This window comes from Streptomyces sp. NPDC057565 (genome assembly GCF_042801455.1).
GTDB classification, from domain to species: Bacteria; Actinomycetota; Actinomycetes; order Streptomycetales; family Streptomycetaceae; genus Streptomyces; species Streptomyces yanii.
The window spans coordinates 131,355-149,858 of the sequence record NZ_JBHVFU010000018.1; the positions used below are offsets into that span (position 1 = coordinate 131,355).

Genomic DNA, 18,504 nt, shown 5'->3' on the forward strand with positions numbered 1-18,504 from the left:
TCTCCCTGCCTCGATTTGAGCCTTATCAACATACACCGGGGACCCTTTGACGATCAGGTGGTCGACGGCGTCGATCACGGGCGCGCTCACGCCCGTCGCGAGCCGTTCCTCTGCTGCCATATCACGCGCGCGGTGCTCACATACGCCTGCGCACGGGCCAGATGACCCGTGGGGGGCGGACAATCGGCCAGACGGTCGTAGCGGGTGATCATTTCGTTGACGAGCACCCTTCCCTCGGCGGTCAGCGCGCCCGAACCGGCCAGTACGGGCAGTACGGCTCCTACTTGTTCGCGGCAGCGGGCGTGTTCGGCCCAGGCGAGGTCGCGGTGGGTGACGCGCTCCGCGCCGAGTGCGAACCGCTGCCAGTAGTCGGCGAGCGCGATGTGCGAGTACGCGCCCTGGAGCAGCCCGTCGAACGGCCGGGGGTCGGAGCGCCAGGGTGCGAAGTGCCGGGGGGCGGCGTCCTCGTGGTGCAACCGCACGAGGGCAGCGACCGCGGACAGCTTGGTGTGCTGGAGTTCGTGCACGAGGGTCGAGGCGAAGTAGGCGGGGGTGGCCGGTTTGCTGCTGAGGACCGCGCCGAACGCCTCGCGCCTGGTACCGCTGCAGTGCGCCGCGCCCTGGCCGGTGGGGCCCGATCCGGGCGGCGGGCCGAGTGGTACCAGGCAGCGCAGCAGCACGGCCGCCTCGGTCACGCGGTGTTCGCCGCCGATGCGGAGCAGCGGTTCGACCCCGGACCAGGACTCCGCCCACGCCTTGCGTTCGCTGTCGTCGATGTTGACGGCGCCGCTCAGTCCGTGCCGCTCCAGGCCGCTGCCGGCGGTGCGGTACGGGTCGAGATCGTCCAGCGGGACGGGACCGGCGCCGGGCAGTACGGCGGGCAGGGACAGCGCGGGCAGCCAGCGCGGGTCGGAGGAGCTCGTGGTGCCGTCCTCGTGCGCGTGCACGACGAGGGGCTTCTCCTGATGGTGGCGGAGCGTCAGTTCGCTTCCGGTGGACCTGATGTCGAGCCGGCCGTCGGGCATCCTCAGGGCCCCCAGGGTCGGCAGCGACAACAGTCCGCCGCGCGCGGTGAGCCGGGTCGTGAACGCCAGCCGTGCGCGGATCGCCGCCGCTGCGGCGAGCGCACCCGCGTGGTCCAGATCCGCCTGGAGTTGAGGGGTGGGGGCAGTGGCGGTCAGGCCCCGCAGGCAGCTCTGCGCCCATGGGCCCGCCAGGGGGTGGAACAGCACCGCGCGGACAGCGGTCCGGTCGGCGCGGTCGGCGGCTTCGAGCAGCGCCCAGTCCCGGCGCAGCCGGTCGAGCCGGTCCGGTGGGCAGACGGTCGCGGGGGCTGCCCCTGCGGCGTCGAGGAGGGCGCGCAGCAGGACGAGACGACGGGTGTCCTGATCGCGTACGAGCAGGGCGAGGTCGTCGGCGTCGCCTTCGGTACGGCCGAAGGCGCGGAGTGCGCGGTCCGGGAGTGGGGGGCTCATCGGTGGTCTCCTGCGGTTGCGGCGGCCAGCCGGTCCGCCACATGGCGGACGAGCCGGTCGAGGTCGGCGCAGTACACGGAGGGATTGGTGAAACCGTTCTCTGCGCGGTAGCGGTGGGCGTAGTGGCCGCCGCCGCAGACGGTCAGCAGCGGGCAGGCCCGGCAGGCGGCGGCGAGTGCGCCGGCACCTGCCTGGCGGGCGGCGACGCCGGGGTGGCGCAGGGCGTCGTCGAAGCTGTGCCGGAAGACGTCGAGCCCGGTGGCGGCGGCCGTGTCGTAGGCGGACTTGAGGGAGTCGACCTGTTCGATCGCGCCGTCGGTCTCGACGACGACGGCGTTGACCGGGTCGAGGCCGAGCGACTCGGTGGCGGCGGGCAGGCCGAGCAGCAGAGCGACGCACTCCTCGAAGAGCCGGACCCGGGTCTCCCGCCGGCCGGCCGGCCACCAGCGGTCGAAGACGGTGCACAGCCAGTCGCCGTACGGGGTCGGGCGCGCCGGTCCCGGTCCGGCCCCCGGTGTTCCGGGGTCGGGTATGCCCGGCGGCGGGGCCGTCCAGTTGCCGTGCGGCAGCAGGAGGTCCACGGCCGGTGGGCGCAGGGCGAGCAGCGACTCGTACATCTCGACGGGGTCGGTTCGCGGGTCGACGACGGTGAGGATGCCCGCGTACGCGCCGGGGTGCCGGTCGGCGAGGAGCCGGGCGCCGCGGGAGGCGGCGGGCCAGGAGGGGCGTCCTGCGTGGTCGGTGCGGAGGGTGTTGTGCCGGGCCAGACCGCCGTCGAGGCTGATCCCGATGCGGATGCCGTGCCGGGAGAGGGTGGCGATGCGGGCGTCGGTGAGCAGGGTGGCGTTGGTCTGCACGGTGGCGTGGAGGGTGCAGCCGTCGGGTATCCGCTCGCGCACCCGGTCGGCGAAGGTCCCCAGCCTCCCTGCGCCCGCGAGCAGGGGTTCACCGCCGTGGAGGACCAGGGCCACGCTGCGCAGGGCATGCGTCGCCGCGTGTTCGGCGATCCGGTCCGCGGTGCGGTCCAGGACGGCCGGTGCGGCGGCGGCCGGACGGGCGCGCCACGTCCGGTCGGGGCCCTCGTACAGGTAGCAGTAGCGGCAGGCGAGATTGCAGCGGCCGTGGGCCTTCACGATGAACTGGGCGAAGGGGACGGGCGGCCGGGCGACGGTGTCCGGGCGCGTGGGCGCGCCTGGCGTCGTCTGTCGGGACACTCCGCCACCCCCGTGCTGTCCGTCCGCCGGGGCGTCCCCCGCTGTCGGGAACGCCCCTGTGACCGGTCCGGGGCGCGCCTGTGCGGCCTGCCCCCCGGGCAGACCTGTCCCGGGCCGTGCAGCCCTGTTCACCCGGACCGCGGACCGCGTCCGTGCGGTCCGCCGCGCCTCAGAAGGCGTTGGTGAAACCCCACAGCATCTCCCGCGGCTGCTCGGCCCTGTCCCGGAGATCCGCGACCACCGCGGAGAGGACCGGGTGGTCCAGCGTCCGCAGCGCCTCCAGGTCGAGCCCGAGCAGGTCCGGCAGCGCGCCGGGCTCGTGACCGGACCCTGCGCCGGGTGCCTCCGGTGCGCCGGCCTCGGTCCTGCGTGCCGATTCACCCGGCTCGCTCAACTCGCTCATCATGCCTCCCCGTTGACTGTGCAGCGGGCCCCGCGGTCGTGCGCTCGCCATCGAGCGCGCACCGCCCGGCCCGTGTCCCTGACCCTCGTACCACTGCACCCCGGCGCACTCCGTCGTGCGCTCACCGCTCCAGCTCGGCCAGCCGCTCGGCGGTCGACTCGCCCGCCGAGCCGCCGCCGTTCGGCAGTTTGCGCCATTCGAGGCCGGCCGCCCGGTACGCCTCGCGCGCGGCCCGGGGACGCCCCGCCTTCTCATACGTCATACCCCGCCAGTGGTTGGCTATAGCACCCAACTCCACCGCCTCTTGCCACTGTTGTGGACTCTCAAGTTCCGCCTCCGCTGTGCGGGCGGATTCGGCCGCGTCCCGGAACGCCTCGGCCGCGTCGTCGAGCCTGGCCGGCCGCTGCAGCACCCGCGAGGCATCGAGATGGGACCGGCCCAGCGCCAGCCAGCAGCGCGCCGCGGTCAGCGGATCGCGGGCCTCCTGTGCGGCGAGACCGAAGAGGTGCTCGGCCTCCCGCAGATCGACCCGGTCCTCGGTGGGCCGGTGCCGCAGCATCAGGGCCCGGCCGAGCATCAGCAGCCGCTCGGCCTGGCGCGCGCTGCCGGACGGCGTCTCCGTACGGCAGTCGCGCAGTACCCGCACCGCCGCGCCGATGTACTCGCGCCCGTCCGGCAGTTCGGCACGCCGCAACAGGGTCCCGCCCCATTCGGCGAGCAGATCCGCATGGGCCTGGGAGTCGCGCGGGACGCCGCGGGAGGCGCGGGCGAACCATTCGGCGGCCGCCACGAGTTCGTCCGGTGCGTCCAGCTGCTCGTAGCGGGCGACCCTGACCCGGCCCGCCCTGGTCTGGAGCGCGGCGCGCTGACGCTGTTCCCTCACGGTCACCAGTGCCTGGTCGATCAGGGTCGCCGCCTCGTCGGGTTCGCCGCCCGAAGCCAGCAGGGCGTCCACCAGGTCCAGCAGGATCCGTACCTCGGTGCCCAGGGTGTGCCGCCCGCCGCTCGCCCCGAACGCGGTGCGCAGCGAGCGGGCCGCCTGCCCCGCGTACACCCGTGCCTGTTCGGTGTCGACCGTCGCCCCGGCCAGTTTGAGCAGGGCCCGGCCATGCGCCAGTGGCAGCGCGGCCGGACGGTTCTCCTGGTCGGGCCAGACGTCGGCGAACGCCTCCAGCATCCCTGCCGCGGCCTGCAGCAGGGCGCTGTCGCCGCCGAGGCGCCACTGCGCCTCCAGGGCGCGTACCCGCTCCAGGGTGAGCCGCAGCGCCTCGCCCGGGTCGAGGCCGGGGGCCGCGCAGGCGACCGTGTACTCACGGTCGGCGCGTCGGAGCAGGGCCAGTGCGCCACGCCGGTCGCCGCGCCTGCGCCGGTCGTCGGCCGCGGCGTGCAGCACCTTGGCCAGCACCGCCCGTTCGCGTACCGCCCCGGGATGCGCGGCGGCCCGTTCCGCCGCGTTCTCGGCCTCGCGCAGAAGGCCGTCGCCGCCCTGGACCTCCCACAGGCGCAGCACGCAGCGGGCGTACTCGGCCCACAGCTCGGGGTCGGCGCCCGGGTACCGCTCGCGCTCGGTCGCGCCCCGGAGCAGCTGCACGGCGTCGATCAGGTACTGCACCATGCTGTCCGAGTCGAACTGGCGCAGGAGTGCGCGGGCGCTCTCCACCGCCGCGTGTGTCGTCCGGCCGGGGGCGTCGCGGCCGCCCCGGTCGCCGTAGAGCGCGAACTGCTCGGGCAGGGGCATGAAGCGCTCCAGTACGCGCGCCGCGACCTCGGCGAAGGGATGGGGAACGCGCGACCCGCCGCTTCCGTCGCTCTCCCCGTTCTCGTCGCCCTCGTCGTTCTCCCCGATGCCGCCGCTCTGCGTGCGGCGGCCGAGGTCGGTGGCGTACGAGGAGGCGCGCCGGCCGTCCCCGAGCTGGGCGAACGCCAGCGCCGGGAAGTTCGGCCCGCCCTTGCCGAACCGCTGCTCTATGTACTCCGAGCAGTGCTTGAGCACGAGCAGTGCCTCGTCCCGTCCGAGCGGTCCGAGCAGCGCCTCCTGGACTCCGGGCGCGAACTCGTACCACTGCCCGTCGCCCGCTCCGTCGCCCTTGCTCCGCGAGATCAGTCCGCTGAGCAGCACCTCGGCGAGTTCGGAGGGGCCGGAGTCGGGCAGCATCGTCCGCTGCACCAGCTGCATCACGGGCAGATAGAGCGGCGCCGCGGCGAGATAGACCGCGAGCTGCCCGGCGACCGGGGAGGCCGCCGAACGGAAGCGGCTGACCAGCTGGAGCGAGGACAGCCGGTCGCCGGGGCGTGGTGCCGGCGCGGCGGGCTGGTCGGCCCTGACCCAGCCGACCGCCCCGGAGATCCGGCCGGCGCCGGTGCCGGAGAGCAGTCGCGCCCAGGCCGCGAGCGCGCCCGCCACGGGCGGGAGTACGGGGACGGCGAGGGCTCCGGGACGCGCGGTGGGTGCCCCGCCCACCTCCTCGGTGACCTTCAGGACCGCGGCACCGGAGAGCCCTTCGCCACGGGAGAGCTCACCGTAGGTCACCGGCAGCCGGGTGCGGTTCCACATGCGCTGCGGCAGCGGCTGCAGTACGGCGGTGGGGGCCTGCCGGGCCAGCTGGTGGAGCAGCCGGTGGGCGCGCCCGCTGTGCCAGAGCGGTCCGGCGCAGTCGCTGACCAGGACGGTGACGCGGCGACCGGTCGGATCACTGAGCCGGTCCGCGGAGTTCAGCGGGGCGGCGGCCGGATCGGGGCTGCGGCTGACCGCGCAGGAACCGTCGGGGCCACGGTGCAGATAGCGCACCTGGACATCCCGGAAGGCACCCAGCTGACCGAAGATCTGCTGGAGTTCGCCGAACATCCGGTCCCAGACACGCATCGACGAGGAGGCGTCCATGACGAACTGCAGCAGCGCGTCGGCGCGGGACACCCCGCGGAACACCGGGATGATCAAACCCCCTGCGCGGGCGCTCAGTTCGGCGGTGGCTGTCTCGTCCAGGGTGCGGCGCAGGGGTGGCGCGGCGGGGCGATAGCGCTGCAGGGGACGTAAGGCTCGCTGGATTTCCAGAGGTGCGGGCAGGGCGGGAGCGGCGGGCACGCCGAGGGTGAGGGTGGCGGCGCTGCCGTGCCCATGGCCGTGCGGCCCGCCCTCTTCGCGCTGCCCGTCGCGGTGCGGGGCGAAGTCCCCCGGCGGTACCGGATACAGAGCTATCCGGCGGTCGGCTGCCGCGGGATCCCCCTGCTCCGCGGGCTCGTCGTCGTCCGGTGCGGCGTCCGTGCCGCGGGCGCCCCCGGCCGTGGTGCGGGCGGACGGCGCGGCCGGTCCCGCGTCGGACGGCTCGGCGCGTGAGAACGGTACGGCGGGGCCGCCCTGCTCCTCAGCCCCTTCCGGCGTGTCGGCGCGACGGGTCCATCGGGCGAGCCAGAGGGCGTCGCAGAGCTGCTCCGCGTCGGGGTCGAGCCCGGCCTCGCGCAGCCGGGCGACGAGTGCGGGCAGCAGTCCTCCGTCGTACGGCTCGGGTTCCGCAGGACGCCCTGTTCCTGCTCCGTCCGGGCCGTGGCGTGCCGTGGCGTCGGACATCAGCTCATCACCTCGGCCGGTCGAGTCGCTGGATGAGCAGGTCGGCGAGCCGGTCCCGGCCGGCGAGGGCGGCCGCGTCGGTGAGATAGATGGCATTCAACAGCTGGTCGGTGGCCAGGAGTTCGCTCCGCGACCGCTCCAGGAAATGGGCGATGAGATCGTCTCCGGAGCGCGCCGCCTCGTCGCCGAGGTGGGCGCGGACGAAGGTGGCGAGCCGCTGGTGGTCGGGGCGTCCCAGCTCCAGGTGGATGCAGCGCCGCATCAGCGGGGCCGGGAAGTCGCGCTCGCCGTTGCTCGTGAGCACGACGAACGGGAACGCCCCGCACTGCACACGGCCGCCCTTGACCGTCACCTTGGTGCCGTCGTCGGTCAGCACCTCGGCCTCCCCGTCGGGCAGCCGGTCGGCGATCCGCTCGAGTTCCGGAATGCCGAACTCGCCCTCCTCCAGCACATTGAGGAGGTCGTTCGGCAGGTCGATGTCGCTCTTGTCGAGCTCGTCGATGAGCAGCACGCGGGGCCGGTCGGAGGGCAGCAGCGCGGTGCCGAGCGGGCCGAGCCGGATGTAGCTGCCGACGTTCTCCGCCGCGCCGGAGCCGGCCGCCCCGGCCGCTGCGCCGTGCGCGGCGATCTGGACGTCCTGCAGCCTGGCGATCGCGTCGTAGTGGTAGAGGCCGTCGAGGAGCGTGGACCGGCTGACGATGGGCCAGCGCAGGACCCGGCCGAGCCTGAGTTCATGGGCGACGGAGTGGGCCAGGGTGCTCTTTCCGGCGCCGGGGCTGCCGGTGACCAGCAGTGGGCGCCGCAGGTACAGCGCCGCGTTGATCATCTCGAGTTCTTCGGCGCCGGGCCGATGGAGTTCGGCGATGTGCCGGTGGCCACCGAGACGCCGGGTGGCGGACCCGTCCGCCCGGTCGCCCGCGGTACCGCCGTCGCCGGGGTCCGGGGCCTCGCGGGCAGCGAAGTCCCGCCAGGGCGGCGGGGACGGCAGCTGTTCGATGCCGTCGTGCGGTTCGCCGGCCCCTCGGTAGATGAGCCACTCACTGGGTTCACTCATAGCGTGTTCCTCGTCGTCACTCGTCCGCCAGGTCCGGTGTGAGGGGCAGCAGCCGTCGAACGTGCCTCACGGTATCGATCCGTGAACTCCCCCGTAAGAGGCCGAACGGCGCTGTTCACGGCGCCTCCAGGAGCTGACCGGAACCGGGGAGCATATGGTGCGGATCGTCATAGAACAGAACGACACCGTAGGACCAGAACGCATCGGCACGTTCCGCCTTCACGTCCCTTCGGAGCTCGTGGATCCGCTGCGGCAGCCGGTCGGCGGTGCGGGTCTCCGCGACGGTGTTGAGGGCGCGCCGATGGAATTCGGAGCAGACCCCGTCCGGTTCCCCGGTCCGCCGCCACAGGGCCACCCCGAAGCCGCCGTCGAGGATCCGCACCAGTCCGGCCGTCGTCTCGGGGTCCGGCCGGCCACCGTACCGGCAGAGGACCGGCACGGTCTCGTACGCCAGGGTGTGCAGCCGCGCCACCCCTGGTACGCCTACCCCCATTCCGTCCTCGCAGTCGACGACTTCGGCCTGCACCGAGGAGTTCCGGGTGCCGTTCCAGCGGGCCCTGCGCAGTCTTTCCACGTCGTCGTCCGGCGGCTGCTCCGACGCCGAGCGGCGGACGACGACCGGGCGTACGGCTCCGAGCGGCAGCCCGTCGGGGGTCACCTTCCAGTTGTCGACGTCCAGGCCGAGCAGCGCCGGTGGGACCGCGACCTGGAGCATGGCGGGGCTGTCGGGTTCGTCGCACCGTCGGAACGCCTCGGCGAGCGGGGCGGCCAGCCGGTCCGGGAGAGCCCCGGGCCCCGTACCCTGGCTGTCCTCGGCGACGGGCAGGACCTCCCCGGTGCGGCGGGCGACGCCGATCCGCCAGTCGTAACGGTCCCGTTCCCAGCCCCGCGGTTCCAGTTCCAGCAGGACGAAGGCGCGTTCGCCGTACCGGACCGGTTCGCCCCTCGGCTCGGGGGCCCGCTGGTGTTCCTGGTCCCGACTCTGCCGGACGGCGCGCCAGTGCAGCACGAGTTCCTGCCGGAAGTCGCGGGACAGGTCCTCGTCGGCGATCCGTTTCACCCATTCCCACAGGGACTTCGTGGCGGCCCGGGTGGACGGCACGTCGTAGGGGCGGTCGGCGGCGAGGACGCCCATGCAGTAGCGCAGGATCAGTTCGAGTGCGGCGTCGCGGTCGCGGACGCGGGCGTCGTACAGCGCGCCGAGTCCGTCGCGCCAGCCGCGCGGCGCCGGGCGGAGATCGCGCGCATGGACGTTCGGCAGGCCGTCGAGGAGCCGCAGCAGATTGCGGGTGCTGACCGGCGGCGGGAACTCGGCGAGCCTGCCCAGGAGGTCGATCCGCCGCTTGGGGCTGAGCACCCGGCCGGCCGGGCCGGGCAGCTCGCTCTGCACATCGGCCCAGGTCCGCTCGGTGGACGCGGGGCTGTTGTGCCGGTCGGCGTGGTAGCGGTCGTGGGCGTGGAAGACGGCCTGGTACGTGTCGTCCGTCTCGGTTTCCACGGGTCCGGCGGGCACGGTGAGGGAGCGGAGCCGCTCGATTCCGATGGCGGTGCCGCCCTGATGGCCGTCGAGCCGCGATTTGATCACGCCGACGACCTCGCCGCGGGTGACGTCCACGACGGGCCCGCCGGACATCCCTGGCGCCAGCCAGTCCTCGGCGAGCCGGATCTGCTGATCGGCATCGGCCCAGCCGCCGAAGGTGCCCTTCACCTCGCAGTCGCCGCTGAGCGTCGTCAGCCCGCCGCCCGGGGAGGGCGCCCAGCCCACGACGCGGACCTTGCGGCCGCGGAGCATGGCCTCCGAGCGCTCGGTGACGTACACACAGGGGTGTTCGACGGGCCGCCGCAACTGGATGAGCGCGAGGTCGGGCGCGGGCCAGCCCTGAGCGCCGGCCGGCCGGGTCTCGGGGAGCGCGGCGAGCACCACGCCGGGGACCTCGGTCAGCTCGGTGTCGTAGGGGTCGGCCCTGAACAGCACGTTCACCTCGCGCCCCTCCCCCTGCATGGCGACATGTGCGCACGTGAGGACCCAGCTCGGGGCGATGAAAAAGCCACTCCCCAGGAAGCCCGGGCCGGGTCCGTCAGTGGCATACCCGTCCCCCCGGCGATGGATGCGTACGGTGGCGTCCCGCACGAGGTCCATGAGCGCAGCCTCCTCCGGCCCCGGACCCCCTTCTGCGCCCCCGGCGGTCTCCTGCGTCATGACCCGCCGCCGTCGGCGGTCGTGGAACCGTCGGGGTGCGCCGGTGCGCCGGGGGATGCTCCGGCAGACGCATCGTCCGCGGATGCGGGGGCGTGCGACGGCGGGGACGCGGGGTCGGGCCGTGCGGACCCTGTGGGGGCCGGTCCCGGCGGCGCCGGTGGTGCAGGCGGCGCGGAGGGCGCGGGCGGGGCGGACGGGATGGGTGGCGTGGGCGGCGCAGCGGCCTGCGCGGGCACCTGCGGCGTGATCGGCGGATCGACGGCCGGGCCGCCACCGCTCCAGGTGAGCGTGACCTTGATGGCGCCCTTGGCCTCCCCGTCCGCGAGGAGTCCGACCACCTTGCCCGCCTTGGCGGTGAGCTCGATGCCGAATTCGACGCTGACCTCGTCCGGCCGCACGGCCCGCAGCGGCTCGGCGAGCGACCGCGCGACGCTGGTCACCACCCCCTGCAGGCTCTCCACCCGGGCCTGCACCTGGTCGGCGAAGTCCGAGAAGCCGGTGTCCGTGTAGGACAGTCCGTTCCCGGCAGACCGCCGCTCAAGTTCCTCGCTCCCGGAGATGCGTGCCCAGACCGGTGTACCGTCCGGCATCTCAATGCGTGTAATACGGGCCCCGCTGTCACTCATGACACCCCCCGTTCCCCGAACTCCCCGCAGGTTAACGGCAGTACGCGATCGATGCGATGCACATCCGTCAGGACGCCGGGGCCGGGTGCACCGGTTCTCGGACGTTTCCCTGCCGGATTCCGTCGCTCCCGCCGAGGGTCCCCGCGCCCTCGCTCCCGGCCCCCTGGGGGCTGTCACCAGGCATTGAGCTCCTCTCAGACCGACCGGCAATTGCCGGTCGGTCTAAACTTGCGGCCATGTACTTCACCGACCGTGGCATCGAGGAGCTGGAGAAGCGGCGCGGCGAGGAGGAGGTCACTTTCGAGTGGCTCGCCGAGCAGCTGCGTACGTTCGTCGACCTCAACCCCGATTTCGAGGTCCCCGTCGAGCGCCTCGCCACCTGGCTGGCCCGGCTGGACGACGAGGACGAGGAATAGGGCGACGCCCCGGGGTGCGTCCGCCGGTTTCCGTCCGCCCGGATCAGCCCCCGTCGACCCGGATCAGCGCCTCCGTCCCGGATCAGCGCCCGTCGGCCCGGATCCGGTCGTACGCAAGACCGAGTGCCCCGTGCACGATCAGCAGCGCTCCCGCGAACGCCCACCCTCCTCTGCGACGCCCGATCCCCCAGGTGACGAGCGGTACCCCCGCGGCGAGCTGGGCGGTGGCGAGCGCACGCGCCTTGGGGCCCCGCAGCCACGGACCGAGTCTGCTGTTCTCGACCGCGTCGAGTTCCATCTTCACGGCGTCGCGCCAGCCCGCCCAGGCGATCCGCTCCGTTCCCGGCCTGCTGTCGGCCGAGGCGTGCAGCCGATCGGCGGGTTCGCCGGGATCCAGGCCGGCCGGGAGCATCAGTCCGATGCGGGTGAGCGCGGCGAGGAGGCCACGCAGCCGGGTGCGGGCGTCCGCGTCGGGATCCGGGCGGGTCAGCGTTTCGAGCCGCTGGATGTCCAGGACGGGGTCGAGGCCGAGCCGCGCGGCGAACGTATGCATCGCCTCGTCCTCACCCGCAGGAGTCCCGTCCGCCAACCAGACGTATCCGACGGGCCGCCGGAAGCCGGACGCGAGCGTGTAGCCGGCCCGGTCGCCGTCCCACCACAGTGCGAGAACCGGCCAGATGGAGCCGACCGCGAGTGCGGTGGCCCAACCGCCCACCACACTGTCGACCGGCTGATCCCCTTCTCTCCCGTCCTGCCAGGGCATTCCCTCCGGCACGAGGACGCTCCACCCGTCACCGGCGGGCGCGAGCAGCATCCGCTCGCGCAGCAGATGGACCACCGGTCGTACGGAGTCGGGTTCGGCCCGGCAGAGCAGCAGCGCACCCACGGGTGATGTCGCGTTCATGCCCCACACCGTAGAGCAATTTGCCCATATTTAGCGCCATTTGATCACCCCAGCTCGCCTCACTCTCCCTTGACTTCCCCGATCCGCGATATATCGTGTTGTCAAGAGACGCGATATGTTGCGTCAGGGCGCGCTCCTGGGAGGTCAGATCCATGCCTGTGTCGACGTGGGCCATCGCCGAGCCTCAGAAGCTCACCTTCGACGACCCGGTGACCGCGCTCAGCGTGCGCATCGTCAACGGCACCGTCAACGTCGTCGGCACCGACGAGCCGACCACGCGGCTGGAGGTCTCCGCGATCGAGGGCCCGCCCCTCAGCGTGACGCAGAAGAACGGCATCCTCACGGTCGCCTACGAGGATCTGCCCTGGCACGGCTTCCTGAAGTGGTTCGACCGCAAGGGGCGGCACCGCAGCGCGGTGGTCTCGCTCGCCGTGCCGGCCGGGTCGACGGTCGAGCTCGGCACGGTCGGCGCCGGAGCGTTGGTCTCGGGCATCCGGGGACGCACGGACGTGCGCGGCATCACCGGCGACACCACGCTCGTCGGCCTCGCCGGCACGGTCCGCGCGGACACGGTCTCCGGCAATGTGGAGGCCCAGTCCGTCACCGGCGAGCTCCGCTTCAAGTCGGTCTCCGGCGATCTGACGGTCGTCGAGGGCGCCGGGGCAGCGGTACGGGCCGAATCGGTCAGCGGCAACATGGTGCTGGACCTGGACCCGACCGGGAAGCCCACGGACATCCGGCTGACCACGGTCTCCGGCGAGGTCGCCATCAGGCTGCCGCACCCGGCGGACGCGACGGTCGAGGCGAACACGGCCAGCGGCGCCGTCTCCAACGGCTTCGAGGACCTGCGGGTCGGCGGCCAGTGGGGTGCGAAGCGGATCACCGGGACGCTCGGCGCAGGCACCGGGACGCTGAGAGCCACGACCGTGTCGGGATCGATAGCCCTGCTGCGCCGCCCACCGGCCGAGGACGATCCGTACGACGCCGAGCCGACCGGAAAGGTGCTCTGACATGCCCCCCGTATTCGCCCATGGGCGGCTCCGTCTCTACCTGCTGAAACTCCTGGACGAGGCGCCCCGCCACGGCTACGAGGTGATCCGGATCCTGGAGGAACGCTTCCAGGGCCTGTATGCACCGTCGGCGGGCACCGTCTATCCGCGCCTGGCCAAGCTGGAGGCCGAGGGTCTGGTCACGCACGCCACCGAGGGCGGCCGCAAGGTCTACTCGATCACCGACGCGGGCCGCGCCGAACTGGCGGACCGCGGTGGCGAACTGGCCGATCTGGAGCTGGAGATCCGCGAGTCGGTCTCCGAACTGGCCGCCGAGATGCGGGACGACGTGCGGGGCGCGGCGGGGAAGCTGCGCAGCGAGATGCGCGCGGCAGCCGGCGAGACCCGGCACACCTCCGCCACCGGGACCGGCGCGAAGGGCGACCGGGGCTCCCCGTTCGGTGATTTCGGCGACTTCACGGACTTCGGCGACAGCGAGGCCTGGCGCACCGCCAAGGAGGAGCTGCGCAAGGCCAAACAGGAGTGGAAGGAGCAGGCCCGCCGGGCGAAGGACGAGTCCCGCCGGGCCCGCGAGGACGCCCAGCAGGCACGCCGCCAGGCCAAGGAGGCCCAGGAGAAGGCGCGCGAGCAGATGCAGAACGCGGCCCGGCAGGTCCAGGAGCACTTCGCCCGGGGTGACTGGCCCACCGGCGTACGGGAGGGGCTGGCCGAGATCACCGGCCGCCTGGCCGGCTACACCGGGACGGCCGGCCGGCCTCCGTACACCAGGCCCGAACCGTCGGCCGGCGACCCCGACTGGGGCAAGGAGACGGGCACGACGGGCGACCCGGCCCGCGACCTGGACCGCCTGCTCGACCGGTTCCGGGACGACATCCGCGACGCGGCCCGCGACCGGGGCGTGACGGAGGACCAGCTGGTGGAGGCCCGCCGCCATCTGTCGACGGCGGCCGCCCGCATCGGCGCGCTCCTGCGGAAGGACGCCGACGCCAAGGAGTGAGCAGGGCCGGGGGCATGCCCCCGGCCCGTCCACCACATTCCTACCCCGCCTTCGCCTGTCCCTCGGCTCCCCCGGCACCCTCCCCGTACAGCGCCCGCGTGACCGCCTCGTGCGTCGCCCCGTGCTCCGCCAGCACATCGGCGACCACACCGGGTGTGACCGTGAACGCCAGCAGGATGTGTTCCTCGCCGATGAACCGGTCACCGCGCGCCACCGCCACCCGCAGGGACTTCTCCAGAATGTTCTTCGCACCCCGGGCAAAGGCAGGCCGCCCGGACCGCCCGCGGCGGCCCTTCCGGTCCGCGGCCAGGGCGCCCTCGCCGTGGGCGTCCTCGATCCGGGTGATGATCTCCGTCACATCGATGCCGATGTCGGCGAGTGCGTCCGTGTCGGCCTTGGTCAGCCCTCCCCGCCGACGGGCCTCGGCAAGCGCCGCCTCCACCGAGGCGCGGCGGTCGGTCAGTCCGAGGGCCGCGACGGCGAAGGCGGCCCGGTTGCCCTGCTGGTCGAGCAGGGCGAGCAGCATGTGCTCCTCGGTGACGGAGTCGGAACCGGTCTTCCCGGCCTGCTCCACGGCGCCGGTCACGACGGCGCGGGCACCGTTGGTGAATCGCTCGAACATCAATGCCTCCCGTACTTCTTGTGGACGGCCTGTCGGCTGACGCCCAGTTCGGCCGCGATCTCCTGCCACGACCAGCCCTGGACGCGGGCGCTTCTGACTTGTACGGCTTCGAGCTGCTCCAGCAGCCGCCGCAGGGCGGCGACGGCGCGCAACCCGACGCGCGGGTCGCGGTCGCCGGCGCGTGCGGCGAGATCCGTTGCTTCGGTCATGGTGTCAACTTACGTTTACATGAAGCTCATGTCAACCATGGTTGACATGATCCGCATCGGGCTCCGCCACCGTGACAGCCCGCGCACTCCCCCGCAGACCTCCACCCGCACCTCATCCCGCGCCTGCGCACCGCGGCGCCCTTCGGCCCGCCGACCGGGACGCGCCACCGGCGCGCCGACGGCAGGAGCGGGAGGGCAGAAGTGCCGGGCGCACACAGGTGAGCGAAGCGGGCGTCTACGGCCGGTCGCCGAGCGGCATCCCTGGAGCCGGTCCGGAGGTGGTGCGGCGAGGCGCGTCCGCGCCGGGACCGGGCCGCCACCAACGGCCGTTCGGTGCAGGTCGCCACGGTTCGCCGTGTCCTCGACCCTCCGGCCGCGCAGGGCGGGGGACCGGTCGTGCTCGTCGGCCGGTCGCGGAATGCCGTGCGGCTGCGGATCCCCGGCCGGGAGCGTATCGGCGGCGGGGGCGAGGCCCCGCCGCCGACCCGGTCGGAGTGACAACTGCCGCCATGAGGCTCCGACCGTGCCCATGGCGGCAGATCTCAGCGGCGGACCCGACGGGTCATCACCGCTCCGTCGGAGAGCAGCACCTCAGGATGTGGTGAGTACGATCTTTCCGAACTGGTCGCCCGAGGCGAGCCGCTCGAACCCCTCGCGGGCGCGGTCCAGCGGCAGTACCTCGTCGATGACGGGCCGCACCCCGGTCGTCGCACAGAACGCCAGCAGGTCCTCCAGCTCGTCCTTGGACCCCATCGTCGAACCGACGACCTTCAGCTCCAGGAAGAAGATCCGGGTCAGCTCGGCGTGCGAGGGCCGGTCGCCGCTGGTCGCGCCGGAGATGACCAGGGTGCCACCGGGGCGCAGCGACTTCACCGAGTGGGACCAGGTGGCCGCGCCGACCGTCTCGATGACGGCATCGACGCGCTGCGGCAGCCTTGCACCGGGCTCGTACGCCTCGATCGCCCCGAGCTCGACGGCCCTCTTGCGCTTGGCCTCGTCGCGGCTGGTGGCGTAGATCCGCAGCCCGGCAGCCTTCCCGAGGACGATCGCGGCGGTCGCGACACCACCGCCCGCGCCCTGGACGAGGACGGAGTCACCGGGCCGTACTCCGGCATTGGTGAAGAGCATCCGGTACGCGGTGAGCCAGGCGGTCGGCAGACAGGCGGCCTGCTCGAAGGTGAGCTCCCTCGGCTTGGGCAGCACATTCCAGCTGGGGACGGTGACCTGCTCGGCGAAGGTGCCCTGGTAGCGCTCGGTGAGGATGGACCGGGGCTCGTTCGGGCCGACGCCGTGCCCGGTCTGGCCGATGACGGAGTGCAGGACGACCTCGTTGCCGTCCTCGTCGATCCCGGCTGCGTCGCAGCCGAGGATCATCGGCAGCTTGTCCTCGGCGAGGCCGACGCCACGGAGCGACCAGAGGTCGTGATGGTTGAGGGAAGCTGCCCGGACATTGACGGTGGTCCAGCCGGGGCGCGCCTCGGGGGCGGGGCGCTCGCCCAGCTCGAGGCCGGTGAGGGGCCGGTCGCGGTCGATGCGGGCTGCGTAGGCGGCGAACATGGCCCTGACACTAGGCGCGGGGCGGGTGCGACGGAACCGGCGGAGGGTGTGACGTGGCCCGCGTGGCGGTACCCGGGCTCGGGGCGTGATTCAGCCTCGCCTGCGTTCGAGGCGTGGGGTCCGGGGCCGAGCCCCGGACCGGGAAGGGGCGGGGCGGGGCGGAGGTCCGCCGCATGCGTCCCGCACCCCCACCCCGCCCCGGCTCACCTCAGCGCCGCGCCACACCCTCCGCGCGCGCCGCGGCGGCAACCGCGGCCGTCACCGCGGGAGCAACCCGCTCGTCGAACGGCGAGGGAATCACGTAGTCCGCCGCCAGTTCGGCCCCCACCACATCCGCCAGCGCAGTCGCCGCGGCGATCTTCATGCCCTCGGTGATGCGGGAAGCCCGCACCTGCAGCGCGCCGGCGAAGATGCCGGGGAAGGCCAGCACATTGTTGATCTGGTTCGGGTAGTCCGACCGGCCCGTCGCCACGACCGCCGCGTACTTGTGCGCGATGTCGGGGTGGACCTCCGGGTCCGGGTTGGCCATGGCGAAGACGAACGCACCGGGCGCCATCGACGCGACCGCCGCCTCCGGCACCGTACCGCCGGAGACGCCGATGAAGACGTCCGCGCCGACCAGCGCGGTCTCCAGCGGACCGGAGATGCCGGCCTTGTTGGTGATCTCCGCGAGCTCGCGCTTGACCTCCGTCAGGTCCTCGCGGTCCCGGCTGACGATCCCCTTGCGGTCGGCCACGGCGACGTCACCGAGCCCCGCCTCCAGCAGGAACTTGGCGATGGCCACGCCTGCCGCCCCCGCGCCGGAGATGACGCCGCGCAGGTCACCGAGGGTCCGCCCGGACAGCTTCGCGGCGTTGCGCAGCGCGGCCAGGGTCACCACGGCCGTACCGTGCTGGTCGTCGTGGAAGACCGGAATGTCGAGCCGCTCCTGCAGCTTGCGCTCGATCTCGAAGCAGCGGGGCGCCGAGATGTCCTCCAGATTCACCCCTCCGAAGGACGGCGCGAGCCGGACGACCGTCTCCACGATCTCGTCCGCATCGGTCGTCGCGAGCGCGATCGGCACCGCGTCGACCCCGCCGAACTGCTTGAAGAGGATCGCCTTGCCCTCCATCACCGGCAAAGACGCCTCCGGACCGATGTCTCCCAGCCCGAGCACCGCGGTGCCGTCCGTCACGACGGCGACGACCTGCGACTTCCAGGTGTAGTCGTGAACCAGCTCGGGGTTCTCCGCGATGGCGCTGCACACCTTGGCAACGCCCGGCGTGTATGCGAGGGACAAGTCGTCCTTGTCACGCAGCGGGACGGTGGCCTGCACGGCCATCTTCCCGCCGCGGTGGAGCGCGAAGGCCGCGTCGAACGGCTCATCGGTCGCGCTGCCGGTACTGCTGTCAGTCGTGCTGTCGCTGCGAGGATTGACGATCTCCGCTGCCATGGTGTTGACCCCTTAAGTCTTCATTGTCTGAGGGTGGCCACTCCTGGTTGAGGAGGGGTGGGCGGGCACCGCGTACGTTCCCTGCACTGGGCGGTTGGCCCGCTCCGACAGGGAGGAGGTACGTACGCGCGGGCGCGCCGCACACGCGCCCTGAGCCCCGGATGAGGGGTGTAAAGGTCTTTCTTACCGGACAGACCGCATCCCGGACGAGTCCAAACCGACGCGGTGACGTGCCTCATAGTCGAAAACCTGGACAAGTCGACTAATCGGCCAGATATCCGTCCACCAGTCGAGACGTGCCGGAAATTCTCCGGCCGGAAGAAGAAAACCCCATAGAAGGTCCGGCCTTGTGTACCGGCCTGTTGAGGTTCGGGGATCGCCCGTTACCCGATTTTGACATGACTGGCCCCCTGAATGGGCTAGTCCGAATGGCAAGATGCCGTAATCACACGAGGCGGCGACATCCGACGATGTGTGCCATACCGCCTGGCAACTCCACCCTCACCTGCCGGAGGAACCTGATCATGACCGCACGCACCACCCGTCGTACGACCGCAACGTCCCGGATTGCAGCGGTCTGCGCCATCGCGGTCGCCGGCACCATGCTGCTGACCGCCTGTGGCGACCAGACCAAGGGCGGAACGAAGGCGTCCGAGTCGACGAAGAGCTCTTCCGGGGCGTCTTCCCCCGCCGACCTCCTGCCGCAGGACATCAAGGCCAGTGGTGTCATCAAGGTCGGCTCGGACATCGCGTACCCGCCGGTCGAGTTCAAGGACAAGTCCGGAAAGGTCGTCGGCATCGACCCCGACCTCGGTGCCGC

General features: G+C 72.6%; 15 protein-coding genes and 1 pseudogene. 4 read left to right on the forward strand and 12 right to left on the reverse strand.

Features of this window, described 5'->3' with window-relative positions:
- Positions 1 to 86: 86 nt before the first annotated feature.
- The 7 genes from ACFU8W_RS27895 to ACFU8W_RS27925 all read right to left on the reverse strand — a co-directional run bounded on the left by ACFU8W_RS27895 (position 87) and on the right by ACFU8W_RS27925 (position 10,501).
- Positions 87 to 1,475, reverse strand: coding sequence for an aKG-HExxH-type peptide beta-hydroxylase (locus ACFU8W_RS27895; RefSeq protein WP_384042567.1), 1,389 nt, complete (start codon positions 1,473 to 1,475; stop codon positions 87 to 89).
- Positions 1,472 to 2,689 (reverse strand): FxsB family cyclophane-forming radical SAM/SPASM peptide maturase, encoded by a 1,218-nt coding sequence (locus ACFU8W_RS27900; protein WP_384042570.1) that lies wholly within the window; start codon positions 2,687 to 2,689, stop codon positions 1,472 to 1,474. Before ACFU8W_RS27900 ends, ACFU8W_RS27895 begins: the two co-directional genes overlap by 4 nt.
- 169 nt (positions 2,690 to 2,858) lie before the next feature.
- The gene (gene fxsA / locus ACFU8W_RS27905) at positions 2,859 to 3,083 is read right to left on the reverse strand and encodes an FxSxx-COOH cyclophane-containing RiPP peptide (RefSeq protein WP_345510370.1); all 225 of its coding nucleotides are present in this window, start codon (positions 3,081 to 3,083) and stop codon (positions 2,859 to 2,861) included.
- A 130-nt stretch (positions 3,084 to 3,213) separates the two neighbouring features.
- On the reverse strand, positions 3,214 to 6,657 hold the full coding sequence (locus ACFU8W_RS27910; protein WP_384042573.1) for an SAV_2336 N-terminal domain-related protein: 3,444 nt from the start codon (positions 6,655 to 6,657) through the stop codon (positions 3,214 to 3,216).
- A 7-nt stretch (positions 6,658 to 6,664) separates the two neighbouring features.
- Entirely contained in the window at positions 6,665 to 7,711 is a 1,047-nt protein-coding gene (locus tag ACFU8W_RS27915; protein ID WP_384042576.1) for an AAA family ATPase, read from the reverse strand.
- 115 nt (positions 7,712 to 7,826) lie between these two features.
- A complete protein-coding gene (locus ACFU8W_RS27920; RefSeq protein ID WP_384042579.1) occupies positions 7,827 to 9,851 on the reverse strand; it encodes a trypsin-like peptidase domain-containing protein in 2,025 nt (674 codons plus the stop codon).
- Positions 9,852 to 9,907: 56 nt separating this feature from the next.
- The gene (locus ACFU8W_RS27925) at positions 9,908 to 10,501 is read right to left on the reverse strand and encodes a CU044_2847 family protein (protein ID WP_384042582.1); all 594 of its coding nucleotides are present in this window, start codon (positions 10,499 to 10,501) and stop codon (positions 9,908 to 9,910) included.
- A 272-nt stretch (positions 10,502 to 10,773) separates the two neighbouring features.
- On the opposite strand from ACFU8W_RS27925, the gene ACFU8W_RS27930 reads away from it, so the two are divergent.
- Positions 10,774 to 10,953, forward strand: a complete 180-nt coding sequence (locus ACFU8W_RS27930) for a DUF6104 family protein (protein ID WP_023586593.1) — start codon at positions 10,774 to 10,776, stop codon at positions 10,951 to 10,953.
- An 82-nt stretch (positions 10,954 to 11,035) separates the two neighbouring features.
- Here ACFU8W_RS27930 and ACFU8W_RS27935 read toward each other — a convergent pair whose 3' ends face one another.
- On the reverse strand, positions 11,036 to 11,857 hold the full coding sequence (locus tag ACFU8W_RS27935; protein WP_384042586.1) for a hypothetical protein: 822 nt from the start codon (positions 11,855 to 11,857) through the stop codon (positions 11,036 to 11,038).
- A gap of 152 nt (positions 11,858 to 12,009) precedes the next feature.
- Between ACFU8W_RS27935 and ACFU8W_RS27940 the strand changes: the two genes are divergently transcribed.
- Together ACFU8W_RS27940 and ACFU8W_RS27945 are read left to right on the forward strand one after the other, a co-directional pair.
- Entirely contained in the window at positions 12,010 to 12,867 is an 858-nt protein-coding gene (locus tag ACFU8W_RS27940) for a DUF4097 family beta strand repeat-containing protein (protein WP_345510379.1), read from the forward strand.
- 1 nt (position 12,868) lies between these two features.
- Positions 12,869 to 13,864, forward strand: coding sequence for a helix-turn-helix transcriptional regulator (locus ACFU8W_RS27945; RefSeq protein ID WP_384042589.1), 996 nt, complete (start codon positions 12,869 to 12,871; stop codon positions 13,862 to 13,864).
- Positions 13,865 to 13,904: 40 nt separating this feature from the next.
- Here ACFU8W_RS27945 and ACFU8W_RS27950 read toward each other — a convergent pair whose 3' ends face one another.
- From ACFU8W_RS27950 to ACFU8W_RS27965, 4 genes are all read right to left on the reverse strand, one after another.
- Complete coding sequence (locus ACFU8W_RS27950) at positions 13,905 to 14,486, reverse strand: Clp protease N-terminal domain-containing protein (protein ID WP_384042592.1); 582 nt, start codon at positions 14,484 to 14,486, stop codon at positions 13,905 to 13,907.
- Positions 14,486 to 14,695 carry a sigma factor-like helix-turn-helix DNA-binding protein gene (locus ACFU8W_RS27955; RefSeq protein WP_014154112.1) on the reverse strand — a complete coding sequence of 70 codons (210 nt, stop codon included), beginning with the start codon at positions 14,693 to 14,695 and terminating at the stop codon, positions 14,486 to 14,488. Before ACFU8W_RS27955 ends, ACFU8W_RS27950 begins: the two co-directional genes overlap by 1 nt.
- Positions 14,696 to 15,286: 591 nt before the next feature.
- Positions 15,287 to 16,252, reverse strand: a complete 966-nt coding sequence (locus ACFU8W_RS27960; protein WP_384042595.1) for a zinc-binding dehydrogenase — start codon at positions 16,250 to 16,252, stop codon at positions 15,287 to 15,289.
- Between the two features lie 208 nt (positions 16,253 to 16,460).
- Positions 16,461 to 17,684, reverse strand: a complete 1,224-nt coding sequence (locus ACFU8W_RS27965) for an NADP-dependent malic enzyme (RefSeq protein ID WP_384042598.1) — start codon at positions 17,682 to 17,684, stop codon at positions 16,461 to 16,463.
- Between the two features lie 524 nt (positions 17,685 to 18,208).
- On the opposite strand from ACFU8W_RS27965, the pseudogene ACFU8W_RS27970 reads away from it, so the two are divergent.
- A pseudogene (locus tag ACFU8W_RS27970) lies at positions 18,209 to 18,504 on the forward strand (ABC transporter substrate-binding protein); the annotation flags it as partial.